Origin of the sequence: Streptomyces olivaceoviridis (assembly GCF_014650115.1) — a bacterium.
Lineage (GTDB): Bacteria > Actinomycetota > Actinomycetes > Streptomycetales > Streptomycetaceae > Streptomyces > Streptomyces olivaceoviridis.
In genome coordinates this window covers 563,728-582,527 of record NZ_BMUI01000002.1, presented here as the reverse complement: position 1 = coordinate 582,527, position 18,800 = coordinate 563,728, and the positions used below count along the sequence as shown (strand labels likewise).

Genomic DNA, 18,800 nt, shown 5'->3' with positions numbered 1-18,800 from the left:
CATGTCGTAGCACTTGTCGCCGGTGCGCGTATCGGCCGGATAACGGAAGCGACGGGCAACCCGAAGCCTCTTGACGCCGTCCTTGTACATCAGCGTCACTGCACTGGTGCACGCGCGCGTGACCTACACGCCCGACGCGAACCGAGACCGTACGACGGCTGAACCGGAGGGGGCCGGGATGAGACTGCTCCTCGTCGAGGACGACAACCACGTCGCCGCGGCGCTGTCGGCCGTCCTCGCGAAACACGGCTTCCAGGTCACCCACGCGCGCAGCGGCGAGGAAGCCCTCCAGGCGCTCGTCCCCGAGGGCAACGGCTTCGGTGTCGTCCTGCTCGACCTCGGCCTGCCCGACCAGGACGGCTACGAGGTCTGCGGCAAGATCCGCAAACGCACCAGCACCCCGGTGATCATGGTCACCGCGCGCTCCGACGTCCGCTCCCGCATCCACGGGCTCAACCTGGGCGCCGACGACTACGTCGTGAAGCCATACGACACCGGGGAACTGCTCGCCCGGATCCACGCCGTCAGCCGGCGCACCGCCCACGAGGACCCGGCGACCGTCGGCGAGAGCGCCCTGCTCCTCGGCCCGGTCCGGATCGAACTGCCCACCCGCCAGGTCAGCGTGGGCGGTTCGGTCGTCCAGCTGACCCGCAAGGAGTTCGATCTGCTCGCCCTGCTCGCCCAGCGGCCCGGCGTGGTCTTCCGACGCGAACAGATCATCAGCGAGGTGTGGCGCACCAGCTGGGAGGGGACCGGTCGCACCCTGGAGGTGCACGTCGCCTCCCTGCGCGCCAAGCTGCGGATGCCCGCGCTGATCGAGACCGTACGCGGCGTCGGCTACCGGCTCGTCGCCCCGGCCGCCTAGCGGGGACGGGTGCGCACACGCCTCCTCCCGCTGCTCATCGTCCTGCTGGCGGCCGTCCTGCTCGCGCTCGGCATCCCGCTCGCCGGCAGCGTGGCCGCCGCACAGCAGCAGCGGGTCGTCGTCGACCGGATAGACGACACGGCACGCTTCGCGGCACTCGCCCAGTTCGTCACCGACGGGCCCGGCGGACCCCACCGCACCGCCACGGACGAGCGCGGGGAGACCCTGCGCAGCGAACTGGAGAGCTACTACGGCGTCTACGGCATCCGCGCCGGTGTCTTCTACCGCAACGGTTCCGCCATGGCCAATGCGCCCGGCGACTGGTTCGTACCGCGGACCGGGGAGGTGCGCAGGGCGTTCGACGAGGCGCTGCTCAGCCGGCGCAGCCATGACCCGCGGCAGGTGTGGCCCTGGCAGCGCGATTGGCTCGTCGTCGCCTCCCCGGTGATCCGGGACGGGGACGTCGTCGCGGTCGTGGTCACCGACTCGCCCACCGGGCAGCTCCGTTCGCGCATACTGCGCGGCTGGCTGCTCATCGGGGCCGGTGAGATCGCGGCCATGCTGCTCGCCGTCGGCGCCGCGCTCAGGCTGACCGGCTGGGTGCTCAGGCCGGTACGGATCCTGGACGCCACCACCCACGACATCGCCACCGGACGCCTGAAGTCCCGGGTCGCGGTCGCCGGCGGGCCGCCGGAACTCAGACGGCTGGCTCGCTCGTTCAACGAGATGGCGGACAACGTCGAGGACGTGCTGGAGCAGCAGCGCGCCTTCGTCGCCGACGCCTCGCACCAGTTGCGCAACCCGCTCGCGGCGCTGCTGCTGCGCATCGAACTGCTCGCCCTCGAACTGCCGGAGGACAACGAGGAGATCGCCTCGGTCCGCACCGAGGGCAAGCGTCTCGCGCAGGTCCTGGACGACCTGCTCGACCTGGCGCTGGCCGAGCACGCCGAGGCCGACCTCGTGCTGACCGACATCGGCGCGCTGGCCGAGGAACGGGTGGCCGCCTGGGCACCGGCCGCCCGGACCAAGGGCGTCCGGATGACCGGCGACTGCCCGCCCACCACCGGCTGGGCCGACCCGATCGCCCTGTCCAGCGCCCTGGACGCGGTGATCGACAACGCCGTGAAGTTCTCCCCCGAGGGGGGCACGGTCGAGGTCACCGTCGCCACCGACGGCGACACCACCACCGTCGTCGTCACGGACACCGGCCCCGGCCTCACCGACGAGGAACTCGCGCGCGTGGGCGACCGTTTCTGGCGCAGTGGCCGGCACCAGAACGTGAAGGGCTCGGGTCTCGGCCTGTCCATCACCCGCGCGCTGCTCGGCGCGGGCGGCGGCTCGATCGACTACGCCCACCACGAGCCGCGGGGGCTACGGGTGACGGTCCGGGTGCCCCGGCACGCGGAGACCGGCGGGGGCGCGGCGGACGCCGCCTCCTAGGCTCCGCCGAGCCCGGCGTCGGCTCCGGGATCCCCGTTGCCGCGCTTCCCTTGAGCCCTTTACTGCTTCACCGTACGGCCCCTACGGCTTGACCGACCGGTAGTACCGCCGGGCGCCCTCCTGCAAGGGCAGGGGGTCGGTGTAGATGGCGGTGCGCAGATCGACGAGCTGGGCGGAATGCACATGGGCGCCGATGCCGTCCCGGCTCTTGATCACCGTACGGGTCACCCACTCGGTCAGCCGGGGATCCACGTCCGTGCGCGTCATCAGCAGGTTGGACACGGCGATCGTCGGCACCTGCACCCCCTGCTGCACGTCGGGGTAGGCCGACTCGGGGATCTTGGTGGTCCGGTAGTAGCGCGCGCCGTCGCCCTGGCCGTGCAGCCGGGTGACGAGGGTGTCGTCGATCGGCAGGAACCGGAACCCGCCCTGCTGTGCCAGCGCCACCAGTCCCTTCGTGGGCAGGCCGCCGGACCAGAAGAAGGCGTCGATCTTCCCGTCCCGCAGCCGCGCGGGCCCGGTGTCGATGCCGTCCGCGACCGGCGTGATGTCCTTGCGCGGGTCGATACCGGCCGCCCGCAGCACCCGGTCGGCTATCAGCCGCACCCCGGAGTTGGGCAGTCCGGTCGCCACCCGCTTGTGCCGCAGGTCGGCGATGCTCCGGAAGTCCGAGTCGCGCGGGACGATGAGGTGCACATAGTCGTCGTAGAGCCGGGCCACACCGCGCAGCCGCCCGGCGCCGCTGCCGCGCCGCAGCTTGTACGTCGCCACCGCGTCGGCCGCCGCGATGGTGAAGTCGGCCTGCCCGGTCGCCACCCGCTGGACGTTCTCCTGGGATCCGGCGCTGGTGAGCAGCTTCACCTTCAGGCCCGGCATGTCCCTGCGCAGCTCGGTGCGCAGCCGCTCGCCGTACTCCTGGTAGACCCCGCGGGACGTGCCGGTGCTGAACACGATCGTCCCGCTCGGCGGCTTCTCGCCCAAGGGCAGCAGCCACCACAGCAGCAGCGCGAGGGCGACGGCACCGACGACCGCGCCCTGCAACGCCCGGCGCCTGCCGAGCCGGGGGAACACCTTGGACATGCGGCGATCCTGCCAGGCGACGCGCTCCGCTGACCAGGGCCGGGGTCACTCCGGGAACCCGGGAGCGGAGGCCGCGGGGATCCGCACGGGCAAAAGGGGCGTTGTCAGTGGCCGCCGTTAGAGTCGCCGTATGACCACTTCCCCCGTCGACCGGACGAACACGTCACCCGCCCGCCTCGTGCGCGAGTTCCACCACGCCTTCGGTCTCGACGTCCGCAGCACGCCGACGGAGGTGGACCCGGAGCTGGCCGCCCACCGCGGTGAGCTGCTCGCCGAGGAGGCCGCGGAGGTGGCCGAGGTCGCGGTGGAGGGACCGCTGGACCGGCTCGCGCACGAGCTGGCCGACGTGGTGTACGTGGCCTACGGCACGGCCCTGGTGCACGGCATCGACCTCGACGAGGTGATCGCCGAGATCCACCGCGCCAACATGAGCAAGAGAGGCCCGGACGGGACGGTCGCCCGCCGGGCCGACGGCAAGGTGCTCAAGGGGGAGCACTACCGGGCGCCGGACGTCTCGGCCGTACTGCGCCGCCAGGGCTGGATACCGGGCGGCGCGGCCTGACGTCGGTGCCCGACACCGACATCGACACCGACACCGGCAGCCGGAGGCCACGGGTGCCCCTCTCAACGTGACCCGCGCGCCGAGGAGTCGAGGCAGCACGGCGGCGGGGACTCAGCGCCCCGTCAGGCCCGTGCCGCCGAGACGGGTGAGCAGGTCCGCGAGGCGGGCGATGTCCGCCGCGGGCCACGCCGGGCCGGCGAAGACCTCGGCGGCGGTCTCCTCCGCCGTGGTCCGCATCTCGGCCAGTCGGTGCCGGCCCGTCCCGGTCAGCGCCGCGTACGCCACGCGCGCGTCCCGGGCGTCCGTCTCCCTGGTCACCAGCCCGATCCGCTCCAGCGGAGCGAGCCCGCGCGTCACGCCCGAGGCGGTCAGCCCCAGCGCCTCGGCGAGGTCCACCCGGCGCATCCGGCCGCCGGGCGCCTGCTCCAGCCGCAGCAGCAGGGTGAAGTCGGCCAGGCTGACGCCGTGCAGGCCACCGAGCCGGGCGTCGAAGCGTCGTACGAGCGCCGACTGGGCCCGTACCAGGCGCAGAGCCGCGTCCAGGCCCTCACTCACGACCCACTCCCACTCGTACCTCTCTTGCCTTGTCCTTGAGTACTCAAGTTTAGGGGATGTCAGAGACCGGTCGTACGGGCCGCGCGGCGCTGTCGCTTGCCCAGGGGCGCCTGGGAGAGGTCCTCGGCGGTCGTCCGCAGCTGCTTGAAGCCGTAGCCGCGCCCCGTCAGCCAGGACTTCGCCGACTCCTCGGCCCGTTCCGTCGCCTCCAGAATGTCCTCCTCCTTCTCTCCCGTCGCGGAGAAGCGGAAGACGAAGGCGGGCCGGGCGGCGATGTCGTAGGTGAGGGTGCCCTCGGGGGTGAAGGCGGCGCGCAGGACGTCGTGTTCGGCCGCGTCGGCCAGCAGGGCGGCGCGCTGGGCGTCGGTGAGGGCGTCGAAGGCGCCGCGGACGGTGATGCGGAAGGTTCGTGTACTCATTCCGCGACCCTAGGCACAGCCCGGGCGACCCCTCCACCGGGTTTCCCGGTCCGGGTGCCGTCCGCCGGGCCGGGCAGCCGATCCGGGCGTCGGCGGGGCGGACACCGGGCGAGGTCCGGCTCGGCTGTTCACTCGGCGCGCGGGTGCTGATTTCCTGACAGCGTGGGCCATGACGGGGACGGAGGGCGGGGTGGATGTCGGGGAAGCGACCGCGCCCGTGGTCGCGGTCGTCGGGGTCGTCGGCACGCTCCTGTCCGCGCTGCTGACCCAGCGCGCGGCCGACCGCAGCCGCCGGAGGGAGCAGGAGCGCGCCGAGGAGGTGCGCGAGCGGCGCCGGCACGCCCAGGAACTGCGCGCGTGCTACGTCGCCCTCAACACCTGCGCGCGGCAGTACCTGGCCGCGCTCACCGACCAGGTGCACGCCCTGGGGCGTGAGGAGGAGCTCCCGGCCGTCCGGCAGCGGCTCACGGAGGCACGCGACCAGTACCGGGACGTGTACGCGGAGGCCCAGCTGCGGATGCCCGACCGGGTGCTCGGCCTCGCGGGCGGCCTCAGCCACGAACTCGGGGCGGTCTACGGCATGGTCCGGCGCCTGGACGACGGAACCCCACGCGCCGGTGACTCACCGGCCGCGGTGCGGGAGAACATCGACGAACTGTGGGGCCGGCTGCGCGGGATGCGGCGCGAGATGCGCTCACAACTGGGTGGCTTCCGGGCGGATTCCGGGCGGTGAGGAGGCCGGGAGCGGGATCGTGTCGCCGTGCGCGCCGGGGGTCGGCATAGTACGGCGCAGACGGCGGACGCGGAGGGGAGGACGGCGTGCACGAGGAGCGTGCGGGATCGGCGGAGCGGCTGCTCGCCCTGATCGGCGAACACCGGGACACCATCCACGAGGCGCTGGGCGATGAGCAGTACACGGTGCTGCTGGCCCGGCTGACGGCGCTCGCCGAAGCGCCGGCGGACGACGACCGGGCGGTGCGCAGGGCACTCCACGGCGTCAGACTGGTGCTGCTGAAGCTGCCGCTGGGTCATCCGGTGCGCGGGGAACTGGACTCCCCACGCGGTGCCGTGACCCTGCCCGGACCGGGGACCGTGGCCGGGGCGCGGGAGCTGATGGCCTGGTTCGGCCTGCCGTCGCCGGCGCGTGGACCGGCGTACGAACCGGACCCCGGGCACGAGCGGCTGCTGCGGGAACCGGCCCTGTCGGCCCCCGAGGCGCGGGCCCGCTGCGGTGGCGCGCCGCCGCCCGAGCTGATCAGACTGAGCGCTCGCGACGGCGGCGACCGCTACCCGGAGTTCCAGTTCGCACCGGACGGCGGCACCCCGTACGGGGTCGTCCTGGAGGTCAACCGGCTGCTGCTCGCGGACATCGACCCGTGGGGGGCCGCGGCCTGGTGGTTCAGCGGCAACAGCTGGCTGGGCGGCACCCCCGCCGCGCTGCTCGGCCGACTGCCCGACCACCGGCTGACCGGCGCGGCCCGCGAACTGGCGGAGGGGGAGTGATGAGCGGCTTCTTCCCCATGATCGACCTGAAGCTGCGGCCCCGTCGCCGGGTGATCCCGGCGGGCACGGTGCTGTGGCGGGTGCACCAGTCCCGGTACGCGGCGGACGAGTTCAACCCGAGACTCGCGGACATCCACTTCGAGGGAGGCCGCTTCGACGGCACCGTGCTGGACACGTACCACAGCCTGTACCTGGCGGACAGCGCGCTGACGGCACTGGCCGAGAGCGTGCTGCGCTCCCGGCCGTTCGAACCACCCGTCGGTGAGCGCACGATCCCCTACCGCGCGGTCTGGCAGCGGTCGCTCAGCTGTCTGCGCACGCGCTACGACCTGACCCTCGTCTCCCTGATCAGCGGTGCGGACCTGGCCGCCGTGTGCCAGGACGCCACGCTGCTGGAGGACGAGAGCAACTACGCCCGGGCGCGGCGCTGGTCGAGCGAGATCCGGGCGCAGGCATCCGACGCCATGGGCCTGATCTGGGAGTCCCGGCGCAACCGGTCGGAACACGCGCTGGTGCTCTATCACGACCGCTGCGGGGGTCCGGGCGGCGGGCCGCTGGAGGTCCTGCCGGGGCGGGGCGTCCAGGACCTCGGTTCCGAGGAGGGCTGGGAGCGTGCCAACGAACTCCTGGCACCGCTGCGGGCGAGGATCGCCAAGCCCGAGTGGCCGTGTTGAGAGCGAGGTGGACGTCGCGGTGTCCGTCATCGCCCTGCGGTGGGCGACCGGGGATCGCGGGCCGCCGGGAGGAGGTCGTGATCGGCGACGGTGTCCGGCTGGAAGAGTGAGAGGAGCGGCCCCGCCATCGCCGTGGTCACGACGGCCATGGCGACCATCAGGGAGTACAACCGGTCGTTGAGGACACCGAGTTGCAGACCGGCGGTCAGAATGATGAGCTCGGTGAGACCCCTGGTGTTCATCAGCGTGGCGAGCACCGCGGATTGGCGCGCCGTGACGCCGTGGGCCCGGGCGCTCAGGAACGCGCCGAGGAATTTGCCGCTGACCGCGACCAGCAGGATGAGGCTGAAGTCCAGCCATCCGGACCGCCCCAGATGCGACAGGTCGACTTTCAGGCCCACGCTGATGAAGAAGACCGGCAGCAGTAAATGGCTGCTCATGTGGCCGATCCGCTCGGTGATGTCCGCGCGCAGCTGCTCGGTGGATTCCTTCGGCATCACCACGCCGAAGAAGAAGGCGCCGAAGATGAAATGCAGCCCGATCTTCTCCGTGACCGCCCCCGACATGAGGAGCCCGGCGAGGACGACCGTCAGCGCGACGGGACTCAGCCGGGCGGCACCGCCGGCGGCGACCAGTCCGCGCAGCAGCGGACGCACCACCCAGAGCATCACAGCGGCGTACGGGACGAGCAGCAGCAGGTACCACTGGTCGGCGCCGGCCCCGCCGACCAGTGCGACCACGGCGGCGAGCATGCACCAGGCGAGCACGTCACCGATCGCGGCGCAGGCCAGCGCCAGTCCGCCGACCGGGGTGTGCTGCATCTTCCGGTCCGTGAGAATGCGGGCCAGCACCGGAAAGGCGGTCACCGCCATCGCCGTGCCCATGAAGAGCACGAATCCCAGCCGGTGATCCGGGGCGTTGTCGTCGACCAGCAGCAGGGCGAGCAGAGCGCCGAGTCCGAACGGCAGCACGATGGAGGAGACCGACACGGTGACCGCCAGTCGTCCGGTCCCGCGCAGGAGTCCGCGGTCCAGTTCCAGGCCCACGATGAACATGAAGACGGCCATGCCGACATCGGCGAGAGCCGTGAGCATCGGCCGGATGCCGGTGGGAAACAGGAAGTCCGACACCGTATGGCCCAGGAGAGTCGGGCCGAGTGCGATACCCGCGAGCACCTCGCCGATGACCGCGGGCTGGGATAATCGTCGGGCCACCATGCCCAGGAGATGGGCGAGGACGAGAATGAGAGCCAGGTCGGAGAAGAGCGCGAACAATTGGTTCGTGGTCACCGGTCCCTGCCTTCATGACGGGCCGCGTGTGCCGCCCGGAATTCGATGGGATGCCGCCGACGTGCCCAGCCATGCTTCGGTGCGCCGGCCCTCTTTGTCAACGGCTTCCGTGGTCCCGGAAAGGCGACCGGGATTCCCCTTGACGCGGAAGGTGCCGGGAGAGCGGGAAACGGGAGGCGCCGGGCGCGCCGGTCGCCTCCCGTGAGGTCACCGCGAGAGCCCCGGGCCGTCCTGGCGGTGTCCGCCGCCGCCCGGGGCCGGGCCGGTCAGCCGGTGTAGCCGGCGAAGACCCGCGTGTAGTCCCAGGCGGACTGGCTGACGCCGGAGCAGCTGTCGGCGGGCCCGCCGGTGCAGGGACGGTCCCGGTTGGCGGACCAGAAGGTCAGCCGGGCCAGGTGGTGCTGCTGGGCGTAGCCCAGGATGGTGCGGAAGTCGGCCACCGTGACGGTCTCGTTCTGGTCGGTGATGCCGTTCATGGACGAGATGCCCATGTCCCGGTAGGCCTGGTCGTCGCTGTAGTGGTAGGCGTTCTTCAGGGCGTTCTTCAGGCCCTCGGCCGCCTGCACGGTCAGGTTGCCCATGTTCTGGCCCGCGCCGTCGAAGTCGAACGGCATGATGGCCCAGGCGTCGACGGTCAGACCGGAGGCGGCGGCCCGGTTGATGAGGCTGGTGTCGGGGCCGCTCTGCCCGGTGCCGATGGTGATGTACACCTTCAGACCGGGGTTGTTGGCCTTCACGGTCTTCAGCGCGTCGACCGTGCGCTGCTGGACGGTGCCGTTGCTGTAGGCGTCGGCCTCCAGGTCGATGTCGATCGCCTTCAGGCCGTAGGCGTTGACGACCTTCTGGTAGGCGGCGGCGAGCTCGCCGGCGCTGGAGCAGGAACTCTCCAGCTTGTTGCCGCTGTAACCGCCGAAGGACGGGATGACGTCACCGCCGTTCGCCCGCACGGTGTTGACCGTCTGCTGGTCCACTCCGCCGGTCAGCGGACGGCTGCCGTCCCACTGCGGGTTGCAGTAGCCGTTGCTCAGCACGAAGGCGAGCGTGAACCACTTGACGCCCGTGGCCTGGGTGATGGTGGTCGGGTCGGGCGGGCTGCCCCAGCCGTTGTACAGGTACGGCGCCACCGCCATCGGCGCCGAGGGGGTGCTGCCGCCGGCCGCGGGCGCGTTCCACTTCTGGTTGGCGGCGCCGGTGCAGCTCCAGATCTGTGCCCGGGTGCCGTTGGCGGAGTTGTTGTCGGTGACGTCCAGGCACTTGTTCGCCTGCGGGTTGACGATGTCGTGGGCGGCGGTGACCGTCCACTTCTGGTTGGCGCCGCCGGTACAGGTCCACAGCTGCGCCTTGGCGCCGTCGGCGGTGGAGTTGCCGGTGACGTCGAGGCACTTGCCGAGGGCGCGGATGGTGCCGTCGCCGCCGACCGTCCACTGCTGGGCGCTGGTGCCGTTGCAGTCGTAGAGCTGTACGGCGGTGCCGTCGGCGGAGCCGGCCCCGGCGACGTCGAGGCACTTGCCGGCGAGGCCGGTGATGGTGCCGGTGGCGGCCTGCGCGGGGGAGGCGGCGAACAGCCCGGTGGACAGGGTGAGAGCGGCGACCGCCAGCGCGGCGGACGCGGACGCGGGCAGGGACCTGGCTCTGCGCATGGTGGGGACACCCTTTCGTGGGGAGGGGTGGTCGCCCGGCGAAACTAGAGGTCCAGACCACTTCCGTCAAGGTGTGAAGTAAGAAGTGAGGGAAGGGAGTTGCCGTGCCGGCCATCGGAGCGGACGCTGGCCGGAAGTCGTCACCGCCGCGGCGGTGGGTCCTAAGCTCGGTCGCGCTTGACGATCTCGGTGATGCTCGGTGATCTCGGTGAAGGGGCCTGAACTGCAATGGAGGACAAGCGCGTTGTCGTCGTGACCGGCGGAGGCTCGGGTATCGGCCAGGCGACGGCCCGGCTGCTGACCGAGGCGGGTCACCAGGTGGTCGTCTCCGGCCGCCGGACCGAACCCCTGGAGCGCCTCGCGCGGGAGACGGGGGCGCTGGCCCACCCGTCCGACGTCGGGGACCCCGACGCGGCCGAGGGACTGGTCCAGGCGGCCCTGGCCGCGTACGGACGGCTCGACGGGCTGGTGCTGAACGCGGGCATCGGGCGCGGCGGAGCCGTGGGCGACATGTCGCTGCGGGACTGGGACGAGGTGATGCGCACCAACGTGACCGGTCCGCTCCTCCTGCTGCGCGCCGCGATCCCGCACCTGCTGGAGTCCCGGGGAGCGGTGGTCGCCGTCGCTTCCGTGTCCGCGCTGCGCAACGGCACGAGCAACGCGCCGTACGCCACCTCCAAGGCCGCCCTGCTCCAGCTGTGCCGTTCCGTCGCCGTCGACTACGGGCGTCAGGGGGTGCGGGCCAACATCGTGTGTCCCGGCTGGGTGCGCACCGAGATGGCCGACCGGCGCATGGCGCGCTTCGCCGCGGAGGCGGAACTGCCGGGTGGCGGGGTGGAGGCGGGCTACGCGGAGGCCACCAGGCTGCTGCCGCAGGGGCGCCCGGGTGAGCCGCGCGAGGTCGCGGAGGCGATCGGCTGGCTGCTGTCCCCGGCGGCGTCGTACGTCAACGGCGCGGTGCTCACCGTGGACGGCGGCGCGACGGCCCTCGACCCGGGAACACTCGCGTTCGACTACCGGATCGCGGCCCGCGACGGCGAGCACGGCTCCGCCGCTCCCCACTGACCGGGCTTCGGCGCTGCTCGGCTGGTGTGCAGGGCGGTCGACGAGGCTCCTGCTCCGTCACTTCCGCGTGGTCGTCAGGCTTCCGCGCGGCCGGCTGGCTTCCGCGTTGCCGGCTGGCTCCGCCGGTCGGCCAGGCTTCAGCGCCGACGGGCCGGCGAGGTCCGGTCGGGGCAGGGGAGCACGCCGGTCATGGCGGGCCACATCCGGGCGATCCCGAGGAGTGTCCCCGGACTGCCCTGCGTCACCCCGGGCAGGGGCCGCGGGTCGGCCGGTGGCACGCCGGCGAGGACGGCCCGCCGGGCCTGGTCCACGGCACCGGCGAGCGCGGCGGACGCCAGACGATCGTCCCGCACCCCCGCCCGCCTGGCGTACCGGTACGCGTTCTCGTAGGCGTCCGGCCGCACGTACTGCTGGAGTGTCAGAAGGGCGTCGTACGTCTCGATGGTCTGCCGGTGCGCCTGCAAGGCCGGCGGAAGGCGCGGCCACAGCACCTCCTGGAGCCGGGACCGCCGGGGCCTGGCGAGGGCCACATGGGGCACCGCCGTCACCAGGTCGCGCCACAGCGGCCACAGCCGCCAGATCGTCCGCAGCGCGCCGGCCGACCGGACGAGGGCGCTCGCTGTGGGGACCAGCAGGGACGCCGCCCGCAGGAAGCCGTGCACACTCATGATCATGGTCAGGTAGGGGAGCAGGCGCGGGACACGGTCGTAGAGGTGCCAGAGGTAGCCGGACCAGAAGGCGAGCGCGAGCACGCTGCCCGCCGCGAACAGGCGCAGCGACCATACGAGATCGCGCTCGGTCGTCCGCAGGCTGTACCGCCAGCAGACCACGACGGCGGCGGCGTCACCGGCGAGATGGGCGGCGATGAGGATCAGCCAGTAGGCGGACGCGGCGGACGCGGGCCCCTGGGCGGACGCCGTTCCCGTGCCGAGGTGCATGAGACCCAGGACGAGCAACGAGACGAGGGCCGCCGTCATCCCCACCGCCGCGAAGCGGCGCAGCCGCGGAGGACCGCTGGAGTCGACGACGAAGAGCAGGACCAGTCCCGCGCTGAGCACGCCGATCAGATTGCGGGCGAGGGACACCGTGTGGACATCGAGGCCGGCCGACGTGAGCGGGCCGACGATCCCGGGCTGGAAGAGGGTGATCGCGATGGTCGTGGCCAGCACGGTGAGCCAGAGCCCCCGCTGCTGGGAGTGGCGCAGTGCCGGCCGGGCCCGCCAGACGAGGGCGAACCACAGGGCGAAGACGCCGGCGAGTCCGACCCGGGCCGCCAGCTCATTCACCGGCGTCGGCCGTCACCCCGAGGAACGCGCCGAGCCGTCCCAGGGGTCCGGCCGCCCGGTCGGCGGTCCCGGCGCTCTGGATCAGGGTGGCGATCATCTCGGCTTCCTGTTCCTCGGTGTTCGTGTAGCTGGTCCTGGCCCTCAGCCGTGTGACGAGGTGGGGCTGGAGGCCGACCAGGAGGTCACCGGCCTGCTGCTCGCCGTCGACGGTGAGGCTCCGGTGGTGGTCGCACAGCACGTGGCCGATCTCGTGGAGGATGATGTGCTCCCGGTGCAGCGGGGCGGTCCGGGCCTCGTAGAAGACGTAGTCGGCCTTGTCGGTGGCCATCCACAGGCCGCAGGCCCCGGTGGCCGCCGCCTCCTCGGGCAGCTCCCTCAGCACCAGCGGACGGCCTCTGAGTTCTTCCACCCGCTCCCGTACCGCGTCCAGGGACAGCGACCGGGGCACCCCGAGATCGCGCAGGATCGTGGTGCACCGGCGCCGTAGCGCGGCGTACTCGCCCGTTCTCCTCACCTGCCGTGTCACCCCGTTCGGGCGAGAAAGCACTTCACGTCACCAGCGGACAAGCTGTGGGTCACACCTAAGCAGGTCGCGCGCCCTCTTGCACACGCCTGCCGGGCCTTTTTGGTCACCCTTTGGCGAAAACCTTCTGCTGCGCCCGGCCGGCCCATGACCGCGTCGGGGCCAGGACAGGCGCCGGACGGGCCGGGTCAGGCGGCAAGTCGACGTCGCGGCTGACCGGCTCCCAGAGCGGCAACTCGTCACGGACGCTGTCCAGGTGGCCCATGAGCGCGTCCACGGAATCGTCGCCCAGCGGCAGGCGCGGCGGCGTCCTGCCGCTGTCGAGGGCGGCGAGCATGGCTGCGGCGGCCTTGGCGGGATCACCGGGTGCTTGCCGTGCGCACCCTCGACACCGGCGCGGGCGGGGCCGACGGTCGCCTCGTACGCGGGCAGGGAGCCGACCCGGTCCTTGGCGAGCCGGCGTGCGCCTCTTCGACCGGCGCACTGGCGGGGTGACGGTCACCGCGACCGGGCGGGACATCGTGGCGGAGGCCCGCCGTAGGCTGCGCCAGGCCGACCGCGTCCGGGTGCTCGCGGAGCGCCACCGGCGGTCGGGCACCCGGGTGCTGCGGTGGGGTTCGAGGCCGGCCGCGCCGGTGGGCTCACCGCCCGCGCCCGCGGCGAGTTCGCGTGTCGCCGGCCCGGCCTCCGGGTCGAACCGAAACGATTCGACTGTGCCGTCCGGGGAGGCCGTCCGCTTCGCCCCGGCCGGCCTGGCCCGCCACTACACCCGGCCCGACCTCGCCCGGATCCCGCTGCTGGCCGTCGAGCCCCTGCGCGTAGCGATGGCCTGGATGTGGGGAACGGAGACCGATCTCGTCCGAGGGTTCGTCGAGACCGTACGGGGACTCTCGTCCCGTGGTTCGTCGAGACCGTACGGGGACGCGTCGCGGACAGCCCGCCGCAGTGCCCGGGAGGCCGGGCCCGAGGCCGCCGGTCGGCAGGGCAGCGGTCGCCCCCTTCGGGACCGCCTACCCTTGACGCATGACCAGCAGCAGCGACCGGAGCCCCGCAGTGGACGTTCAAGGATCCAAGAGTTACGAAATCCGCACCTACGGGTGCCAGATGAACGTCCACGACTCCGAGCGATTGGCCGGGCTGCTCGAAGACGCCGGGTACGTGCGCGCCCCGGAGGGCTCGGACGGCGACGCCGACGTCGTCGTCTTCAACACCTGCGCGGTCCGCGAGAACGCCGACAACCGGCTCTACGGCAACCTCGGCCGGCTCGCGCCGAAGAAGGCCTCGCGCCCCGGGATGCAGATCGCGGTCGGCGGCTGCCTCGCGCAGAAGGACCGGGACACCATCGTGAAGAAGGCGCCCTGGGTGGACGTCGTCTTCGGCACGCACAACATCGGCAAGCTGCCCGTCCTGCTGGAGCGCGCCCGCGTCCAGGAGGAGGCGCAGGTCGAGATCGCCGAGTCCCTGGAGGCCTTCCCCTCCACGCTGCCGACCCGCCGCGAGAGCGCCTACGCGGCCTGGGTGTCGATCTCCGTCGGCTGCAACAACACGTGCACCTTCTGTATCGTCCCGGCCCTGCGCGGCAAGGAGAAGGACCGCCGCCCCGGCGACATCCTCGCGGAGATCGAGGCCCTGGTCGGCGAGGGCGTCTCCGAGATCACGCTGCTCGGCCAGAACGTCAACGCCTACGGCTCCGACATCGGCGACCGCGAGGCGTTCAGCAAGCTGCTGCGCGCCTGCGGGACCATCGAGGGCCTGGAGCGGGTCCGCTTCACCTCCCCGCACCCGCGCGACTTCACCGACGACGTCATCGCCGCCATGGCCGAGACGCCGAACGTGATGCCGCAGCTGCACATGCCGCTCCAGTCCGGCTCGGACACGGTCCTGAAGGCGATGCGCCGCTCCTACCGTCAGGACCGCTACCTGGGAATCATCGAGAAGGTGCGGGCGGCCATCCCGCACGCCGCGATCACCACCGACATCATCGTGGGCTTCCCCGGCGAGACCGAGGAGGACTTCGAGCAGACGCTGCACGTCGTCCGCGAGGCCCGCTTCGCGCAGGCCTTCACCTTCCAGTACTCCAAGCGTCCCGGCACCCCCGCCGCGACCATGGAGAACCAGATCCCGAAGGAGGTCGTCCAGGAGCGCTACGAGCGGCTGGTCGCCCTCCAGGAGGAGATCTCCTGGGAGGAGAACAAGAAGCAGGTCGGCCGCACGCTGGAGCTGATGGTCGCGGAGGGCGAGGGCCGCAAGGACGGCGCCACCCACCGTCTCTCCGGCCGCGCCCCCGACAACCGCCTCGTCCACTTCACCAAGCCGGACCAGGAGGTGCGCCCCGGCGACGTCGTCACCGTCGAGGTCACCTACGCCGCCCCGCACCACCTCCTCGCCGAGGGCCCCGTCCTCGGCGTGCGGCGCACGCGCGCGGGGGACGCCTGGGAGAAGCGCACCGCCGCGGCGGCCGCCAAGCCGGCGGGGGTCATGCTCGGCCTGCCGAAGATCGGCGTCCCGGCGCCGCTGCCGGCGACCACGGGAAGCGCCTGCGGCTGCGACTGAGGTCCTGGCGCACCGCGGGGCGGCAGGCAGCAGCACGCTCCTGCCACACGTGCGGCCTCTTCGGCGGGTACGTGATCAGCGTCCGGGTGGCCGGGCGCGGCGGGGGACAGGGGGGACCCGTGCCAGTGATCACGCCGTCCCGTTCCATCCGGTCCAGCCTGCCGCGGGCCACGCCGAGGATGCGGGCGGCGAACTCGTGGTGCTCGTCCTGACGGTGACCGGCCCGGCGGACGTGCTGATCGAGGAGTGACACACGCCCCGCTCGCGGGGTTACGCTGCCGATCATGCTTGTCGCCGCCGCAGTCTGCCCCTGCCCACCACTGCTCGTGCCCGAGGTCGCCGCGGGTGCGGCGCCGGAACTGGACGCCGCCCGTGCGGCCTGCACGGACGCGCTCGGCGTGCTCGCCGCCGCCCGCCCCGGCCTGCTGGTGGTCGTCGGCACCGCCGAGGAGGGCGGGCGCGGCGCGTTCCCGCAGGGCACCCCGGGCACCTTCCGCGGGTTCGGGGTCGACCTGGACGTACACCTGGGGCCCGCCGCTCACCCCGCCCCGGAGCGCCCGCTGCCGACCTCCCTGGCCGTCGGCGCCTGGCTGCTGGAGCGGACGGGCTGGTCCGACGCCCCGATCGAGGGACTCGGCGTCGCGGACACGCTGGAGCCGGAGCGGTGCGCCGAGACCGGGCGGGAGCTGGCGGGCCGGGCCGGGCGGGTGGCCCTGCTGGTGATGGGGGACGGCAGCGCCTGCCGCACGGTGAAGGCACCGGGCTACCTGGACGAGCGGGCGGCACCCTTCGACGCGGAGGCCGCCCGGGCACTCGGCGCGGCGGACCTGGCCGCCCTGCGGGCACTGGACCCGGCCCTGGCCCGCGAACTGAAGGCCGCGGGCCGCGCGCCCTGGCAGATCCTGGCCGGCGCGGCCGAGAACGCGAACCTCGGCGGGGCACTGCTGTACGAGGACGCGCCGTACGGCGTGGGGTACATGGTCGCGTCCTGGTCCTGAGCCCGCGCCGAGGTCTGGGCGGCCGTACGACCGCTGCACGCGCGCGTGCGGACGCGGCACGGCGGGCCGGCCCTGCTTCCGCGTGCGGATGTACGGCCGCCCCGCGCCTGCTCGACGCACGTACGACCCTGCCCCTGCGCGTGCTGACGTACCGGCGCCGTCACCGCGCGTGCTGACGTACGACTCCGCTCCCGCGCAGGCTGATCCACGCCGCCGTCGCAGGGGTGGGCGGAGGAACCCCGGCTCTCGGCGGACAGCGCACGCCGCCGGGGCGCCCCGCGGATCACGGGACGCCCCGGGCGCGTAGTCGCCAGGAACGACCGTCGGCCCTCACGAAGCCGGTGGCGGGCCCTCCGGGTGGGTCGGACGGGTCGGGGTCATCGGGTCGTGGGGCGCCGCCTCCGGGCCGCCCTTGTGCGCGAGGCGGTCCATGGCCTCCTTGGCCTTGCCCGTGCCCGCCTGGATCTTGTCGCTGTACTTGCCCTTGGTCCGCTGGTCGACGGCCTTCGCGGCCTTGTCGATCCCGTGCTGGACCTTGTCCCCATGCTGCCGCGCGAGGTCCGACACCTTGTCCTTGGCCGGGCCCAGCTTGGCCTTCATGTTGTCCATCAGACCCATGGTCCACCTTCCCTCGCGGGACAGTTATCTGCGGGCGCCCTCGCCGGCCTCGCTGTCGGCGGCCTCGTCCGCGGACTGCTGGCGGGGGATCCCGGCACCGCCGGACGCGTCGTCCGTACCGGAGTCCGAGCGCACGGCCCCGTCCTCGTGCCCGTCACCGGACGCGTCCTTCGTCTCCGCCGGCCCGGTCCCCCTCGCCTCCGCCGCCTCCGTCTGTTCCGCCTCGGTCTCCTCCGGCTCCGTGCCGCCGCCCACCGCCGTGGCCGACGCCTCCGGAGTCGCCTTCGATCGGCCGAGAAGCCTTGCAAACACGCCCATATCCACTCCATACGGTACTCGTGCGGGCGAATTCCCGCGTCACCCGGTGCGTAAGGTTGCGCCGCCCGGGTCACCGCCTCCGGCAGCCCGGCGGGCGGCACCTCGCACGGGCAACGACCCGGGATGTACACCGTCACGTAACTCGTTCGAGACCTCGCCGGAAGGTTTGCGAGACTGGTGCGGTGAGCAGCGCACCCCCCGCCCCCCGCGTCATCGCCGTCGTCGGACCCACCGCGGCCGGAAAGTCCGATCTCGGCGTCTTCCTGGCCCAGCGGCTCGGCGGCGAGATCGTCAACGCCGACTCCATGCAGCTGTACCGAGGGATGGACATCGGTACCGCCAAGCTGACGCCCGAGGAGCGCGGCGGCGTCCCCCACCATCTGCTGGACATCTGGGACGTGACGGTCACCGCGTCGGTCGCCGAGTACCAGAAGCTGGCCCGCGCGCGGATCGACGCACTGCTCGCAGAGGGCCGCTGGCCCATCCTGGTCGGCGGCTCCGGCCTGTACGTCCGTGGCGCCGTCGACAACCTGGAGTTCCCCGGCACCGACCCGGAGGTCCGGGCCCGCCTGGAGGAGGAGTTGGCGCTGCGCGGCTCGGGCGCGCTGCACGCCCGGCTGGCCGCCGCCGACCCCGAGGCCGCCCGTGCGATCCTGCCGAGCAACGGCCGCCGTATCGTCCGGGCCCTCGAAGTGATCGAGATCACCGGCCAGCCCTTCACGGCCAACCTGCCCGGTCATGACTCCGTCTACGACACCGTCCAGATCGGTGTCGACGTGGCTCGTCCGGAATTGGACGACCGCATCGCGCGGCGCGTCGACCGCATGTGGGAGGCGGGTCTCGTGGCGGAGGTGCGCGCACTGGAGGCGCAGGGCCTGCGCGAGGGGCGCACGGCGTCGCGCGCGCTCGGCTACCAGCAGGTGCTGTCGGCACTCGCCGGGGAGTGCACCGAAGCGGAAGCGCGGGCCGAGACCGTCCGTGCCACCAAGCGCTTCGCGCGCCGCCAGGATTCATGGTTCAGGCGCGATCCCCGCGTGCACTGGTTGAGTGGGGCCGCGGTGGACAGCCGGGAACTTCCGCAGCAGGCCCTGGCGTTGGTCGAACGACCGGTTACAGCCTGATCACGTCATGGCATCGGGATGCGCCGCCGGTCATCGCGGCCATGGGCGCCGTGCCATCATCGAGCTTCGATCGACCAAGTGGAGCCTAGTTGGGAGGGCGCGTGGCGATGGAGGCCGGCCCTCGCGACACCGCACGAAGTGCCGAGCACGTCACCGCAGAGGGTGACGATCCGGGCCGGGGCGGCCCGCGCCCCGGCGGGGACCGCCCACGGGTGAACGGGCATGCCGACAGCCGTCCGTGCGAGAACGGCGTGCTCGACGCCGCTGTCCCCGACGACGGCCTCCGCGAGG

At 72.7% G+C, this 18,800-nt stretch carries 20 protein-coding genes and 1 pseudogene; 10 read left to right on the top strand and 11 right to left on the bottom strand.

What is annotated here, in order from left to right:
* Positions 1-178: 178 nt before the first annotated feature.
* Positions 179-865 (top strand): response regulator transcription factor, encoded by a 687-nt coding sequence (locus tag IE273_RS06325; RefSeq protein WP_189814131.1) that lies wholly within the window; start codon positions 179-181, stop codon positions 863-865.
* A 9-nt stretch (positions 866-874) separates the two neighbouring features.
* On the top strand, positions 875-2,305 hold the full coding sequence (locus IE273_RS06320; protein ID WP_189814130.1) for a sensor histidine kinase: 1,431 nt from the start codon (positions 875-877) through the stop codon (positions 2,303-2,305).
* 81 nt (positions 2,306-2,386) lie between these two features.
* Here the strand turns inward: IE273_RS06320 and IE273_RS06315 are convergent, their stop codons facing one another.
* Positions 2,387-3,385 carry a TAXI family TRAP transporter solute-binding subunit gene (locus tag IE273_RS06315; protein ID WP_189814129.1) on the bottom strand — a complete coding sequence of 333 codons (999 nt, stop codon included), beginning with the start codon at positions 3,383-3,385 and terminating at the stop codon, positions 2,387-2,389.
* 130 nt (positions 3,386-3,515) lie between these two features.
* Between IE273_RS06315 and IE273_RS06310 the strand changes: the two genes are divergently transcribed.
* Complete coding sequence (locus tag IE273_RS06310; protein WP_189814128.1) at positions 3,516-3,947, top strand: pyrophosphohydrolase domain-containing protein; 432 nt, start codon at positions 3,516-3,518, stop codon at positions 3,945-3,947.
* Between the two features lie 111 nt (positions 3,948-4,058).
* Here the strand turns inward: IE273_RS06310 and IE273_RS06305 are convergent, their stop codons facing one another.
* Both IE273_RS06305 and IE273_RS06300 read right to left on the bottom strand, forming a co-directional pair.
* Complete coding sequence (locus IE273_RS06305) at positions 4,059-4,502, bottom strand: MarR family winged helix-turn-helix transcriptional regulator (RefSeq protein WP_189814127.1); 444 nt, start codon at positions 4,500-4,502, stop codon at positions 4,059-4,061.
* A gap of 59 nt (positions 4,503-4,561) precedes the next feature.
* On the bottom strand, positions 4,562-4,921 hold the full coding sequence (locus IE273_RS06300) for a DUF6204 family protein (RefSeq protein ID WP_189814126.1): 360 nt from the start codon (positions 4,919-4,921) through the stop codon (positions 4,562-4,564).
* Positions 4,922-5,090: 169 nt separating this feature from the next.
* On the opposite strand from IE273_RS06300, the gene IE273_RS06295 reads away from it, so the two are divergent.
* The 3 genes from IE273_RS06295 to IE273_RS06285 all read left to right on the top strand — a co-directional run bounded on the left by IE273_RS06295 (position 5,091) and on the right by IE273_RS06285 (position 7,098).
* Positions 5,091-5,654 (top strand): hypothetical protein, encoded by a 564-nt coding sequence (locus IE273_RS06295; protein ID WP_229887101.1) that lies wholly within the window; start codon positions 5,091-5,093, stop codon positions 5,652-5,654.
* 86 nt (positions 5,655-5,740) lie between these two features.
* The gene (locus IE273_RS06290; RefSeq protein ID WP_189814125.1) at positions 5,741-6,424 is read left to right on the top strand and encodes a hypothetical protein; all 684 of its coding nucleotides are present in this window, start codon (positions 5,741-5,743) and stop codon (positions 6,422-6,424) included.
* Positions 6,424-7,098 carry an RES family NAD+ phosphorylase gene (locus IE273_RS06285; RefSeq protein ID WP_189814124.1) on the top strand — a complete coding sequence of 225 codons (675 nt, stop codon included), beginning with the start codon at positions 6,424-6,426 and terminating at the stop codon, positions 7,096-7,098. Before IE273_RS06290 ends, IE273_RS06285 begins: the two co-directional genes overlap by 1 nt.
* Before the next feature lie 26 nt (positions 7,099-7,124).
* On the opposite strand, the gene IE273_RS06280 is transcribed toward IE273_RS06285, so the two are convergent.
* Positions 7,125-8,387 carry a cation:proton antiporter domain-containing protein gene (locus IE273_RS06280; protein WP_189814123.1) on the bottom strand — a complete coding sequence of 421 codons (1,263 nt, stop codon included), beginning with the start codon at positions 8,385-8,387 and terminating at the stop codon, positions 7,125-7,127.
* Between the two features lie 266 nt (positions 8,388-8,653).
* On the bottom strand, positions 8,654-10,027 hold the full coding sequence (locus tag IE273_RS06275; RefSeq protein ID WP_189814122.1) for a chitinase: 1,374 nt from the start codon (positions 10,025-10,027) through the stop codon (positions 8,654-8,656).
* 228 nt (positions 10,028-10,255) lie between these two features.
* On the opposite strand from IE273_RS06275, the gene IE273_RS06270 reads away from it, so the two are divergent.
* Positions 10,256-11,092, top strand: coding sequence for an SDR family NAD(P)-dependent oxidoreductase (locus IE273_RS06270; protein WP_189814121.1), 837 nt, complete (start codon positions 10,256-10,258; stop codon positions 11,090-11,092).
* A 137-nt stretch (positions 11,093-11,229) separates the two neighbouring features.
* On the opposite strand, the gene IE273_RS06265 is transcribed toward IE273_RS06270, so the two are convergent.
* The 3 genes from IE273_RS06265 to IE273_RS45070 form a co-directional block, all read right to left on the bottom strand.
* On the bottom strand, positions 11,230-12,378 hold the full coding sequence (locus IE273_RS06265; RefSeq protein ID WP_189814120.1) for an MAB_1171c family putative transporter: 1,149 nt from the start codon (positions 12,376-12,378) through the stop codon (positions 11,230-11,232).
* On the bottom strand, positions 12,371-12,892 hold the full coding sequence (locus tag IE273_RS06260; RefSeq protein WP_189814119.1) for a regulator component: 522 nt from the start codon (positions 12,890-12,892) through the stop codon (positions 12,371-12,373). Before IE273_RS06260 ends, IE273_RS06265 begins: the two co-directional genes overlap by 8 nt.
* A 115-nt stretch (positions 12,893-13,007) precedes the next feature.
* Positions 13,008-13,238 (bottom strand): hypothetical protein, encoded by a 231-nt coding sequence (locus IE273_RS45070; protein ID WP_189814118.1) that lies wholly within the window; start codon positions 13,236-13,238, stop codon positions 13,008-13,010.
* A 686-nt stretch (positions 13,239-13,924) separates the two neighbouring features.
* Here IE273_RS45070 and miaB point away from each other — a divergent pair.
* Positions 13,925-15,454: a tRNA (N6-isopentenyl adenosine(37)-C2)-methylthiotransferase MiaB gene (miaB, locus tag IE273_RS06250; protein WP_189814117.1), complete on the top strand. Its 1,530-nt coding sequence runs from the start codon at positions 13,925-13,927 to the stop codon at positions 15,452-15,454.
* 83 nt (positions 15,455-15,537) lie between these two features.
* Here the strand turns inward: miaB and IE273_RS43345 are convergent.
* Positions 15,538-15,641 (bottom strand): annotated as a pseudogene (locus IE273_RS43345) (Lrp/AsnC family transcriptional regulator); the annotation flags it as partial.
* A 97-nt stretch (positions 15,642-15,738) separates the two neighbouring features.
* Between IE273_RS43345 and IE273_RS06245 the strand changes: the two are divergent.
* Entirely contained in the window at positions 15,739-16,452 is a 714-nt protein-coding gene (locus IE273_RS06245; protein ID WP_189814116.1) for a class III extradiol dioxygenase subunit B-like domain-containing protein, read from the top strand.
* A 330-nt stretch (positions 16,453-16,782) separates the two neighbouring features.
* On the opposite strand, the gene IE273_RS06240 is transcribed toward IE273_RS06245, so the two are convergent.
* Both IE273_RS06240 and IE273_RS06235 read right to left on the bottom strand, forming a co-directional pair.
* Entirely contained in the window at positions 16,783-17,070 is a 288-nt protein-coding gene (locus tag IE273_RS06240; protein WP_014675440.1) for an antitoxin, read from the bottom strand.
* 24 nt (positions 17,071-17,094) lie between these two features.
* On the bottom strand, positions 17,095-17,388 hold the full coding sequence (locus tag IE273_RS06235) for a hypothetical protein (protein WP_229887100.1): 294 nt from the start codon (positions 17,386-17,388) through the stop codon (positions 17,095-17,097).
* 182 nt (positions 17,389-17,570) lie between these two features.
* On the opposite strand from IE273_RS06235, the gene miaA reads away from it, so the two are divergent.
* Positions 17,571-18,509, top strand: coding sequence for a tRNA (adenosine(37)-N6)-dimethylallyltransferase MiaA (gene miaA, locus IE273_RS06230; RefSeq protein WP_189814115.1), 939 nt, complete (start codon positions 17,571-17,573; stop codon positions 18,507-18,509).
* Positions 18,510-18,800: the final 291 nt, after the last annotated feature.

What these genes read in the sequence shown, in the direction of transcription:
- IE273_RS06275 (WP_189814122.1), bottom strand. Translation starts at nt 10,027, where the DNA reads ATGCGCAGAGCCAGGTCCCTGCCCGCGTCCGCGTCCGCCGCGCTGGCG.
- IE273_RS06310 (WP_189814128.1), top strand. Translation starts at nt 3,516, where the DNA reads ATGACCACTTCCCCCGTCGACCGGACGAACACGTCACCCGCCCGCCTC.
- miaB (WP_189814117.1), top strand. Translation starts at nt 13,925, where the DNA reads ATGACCAGCAGCAGCGACCGGAGCCCCGCAGTGGACGTTCAAGGATCC.
- IE273_RS06325 (WP_189814131.1), top strand. Translation starts at nt 179, where the DNA reads ATGAGACTGCTCCTCGTCGAGGACGACAACCACGTCGCCGCGGCGCTG.
- IE273_RS06240 (WP_014675440.1), bottom strand. Translation starts at nt 17,070, where the DNA reads ATGGGTCTGATGGACAACATGAAGGCCAAGCTGGGCCCGGCCAAGGAC.
- IE273_RS06270 (WP_189814121.1), top strand. Translation starts at nt 10,256, where the DNA reads ATGGAGGACAAGCGCGTTGTCGTCGTGACCGGCGGAGGCTCGGGTATC.
- IE273_RS06300 (WP_189814126.1), bottom strand. Translation starts at nt 4,921, where the DNA reads ATGAGTACACGAACCTTCCGCATCACCGTCCGCGGCGCCTTCGACGCC.
- IE273_RS06295 (WP_229887101.1), top strand. Translation starts at nt 5,091, where the DNA reads ATGACGGGGACGGAGGGCGGGGTGGATGTCGGGGAAGCGACCGCGCCC.
- IE273_RS06245 (WP_189814116.1), top strand. Translation starts at nt 15,739, where the DNA reads ATGCTTGTCGCCGCCGCAGTCTGCCCCTGCCCACCACTGCTCGTGCCC.
- IE273_RS06315 (WP_189814129.1), bottom strand. Translation starts at nt 3,385, where the DNA reads ATGTCCAAGGTGTTCCCCCGGCTCGGCAGGCGCCGGGCGTTGCAGGGC.
- IE273_RS45070 (WP_189814118.1), bottom strand. Translation starts at nt 13,238, where the DNA reads ATGCTCGCCGCCCTCGACAGCGGCAGGACGCCGCCGCGCCTGCCGCTG.
- IE273_RS06235 (WP_229887100.1), bottom strand. Translation starts at nt 17,388, where the DNA reads ATGGGCGTGTTTGCAAGGCTTCTCGGCCGATCGAAGGCGACTCCGGAG.
- IE273_RS06285 (WP_189814124.1), top strand. Translation starts at nt 6,424, where the DNA reads ATGAGCGGCTTCTTCCCCATGATCGACCTGAAGCTGCGGCCCCGTCGC.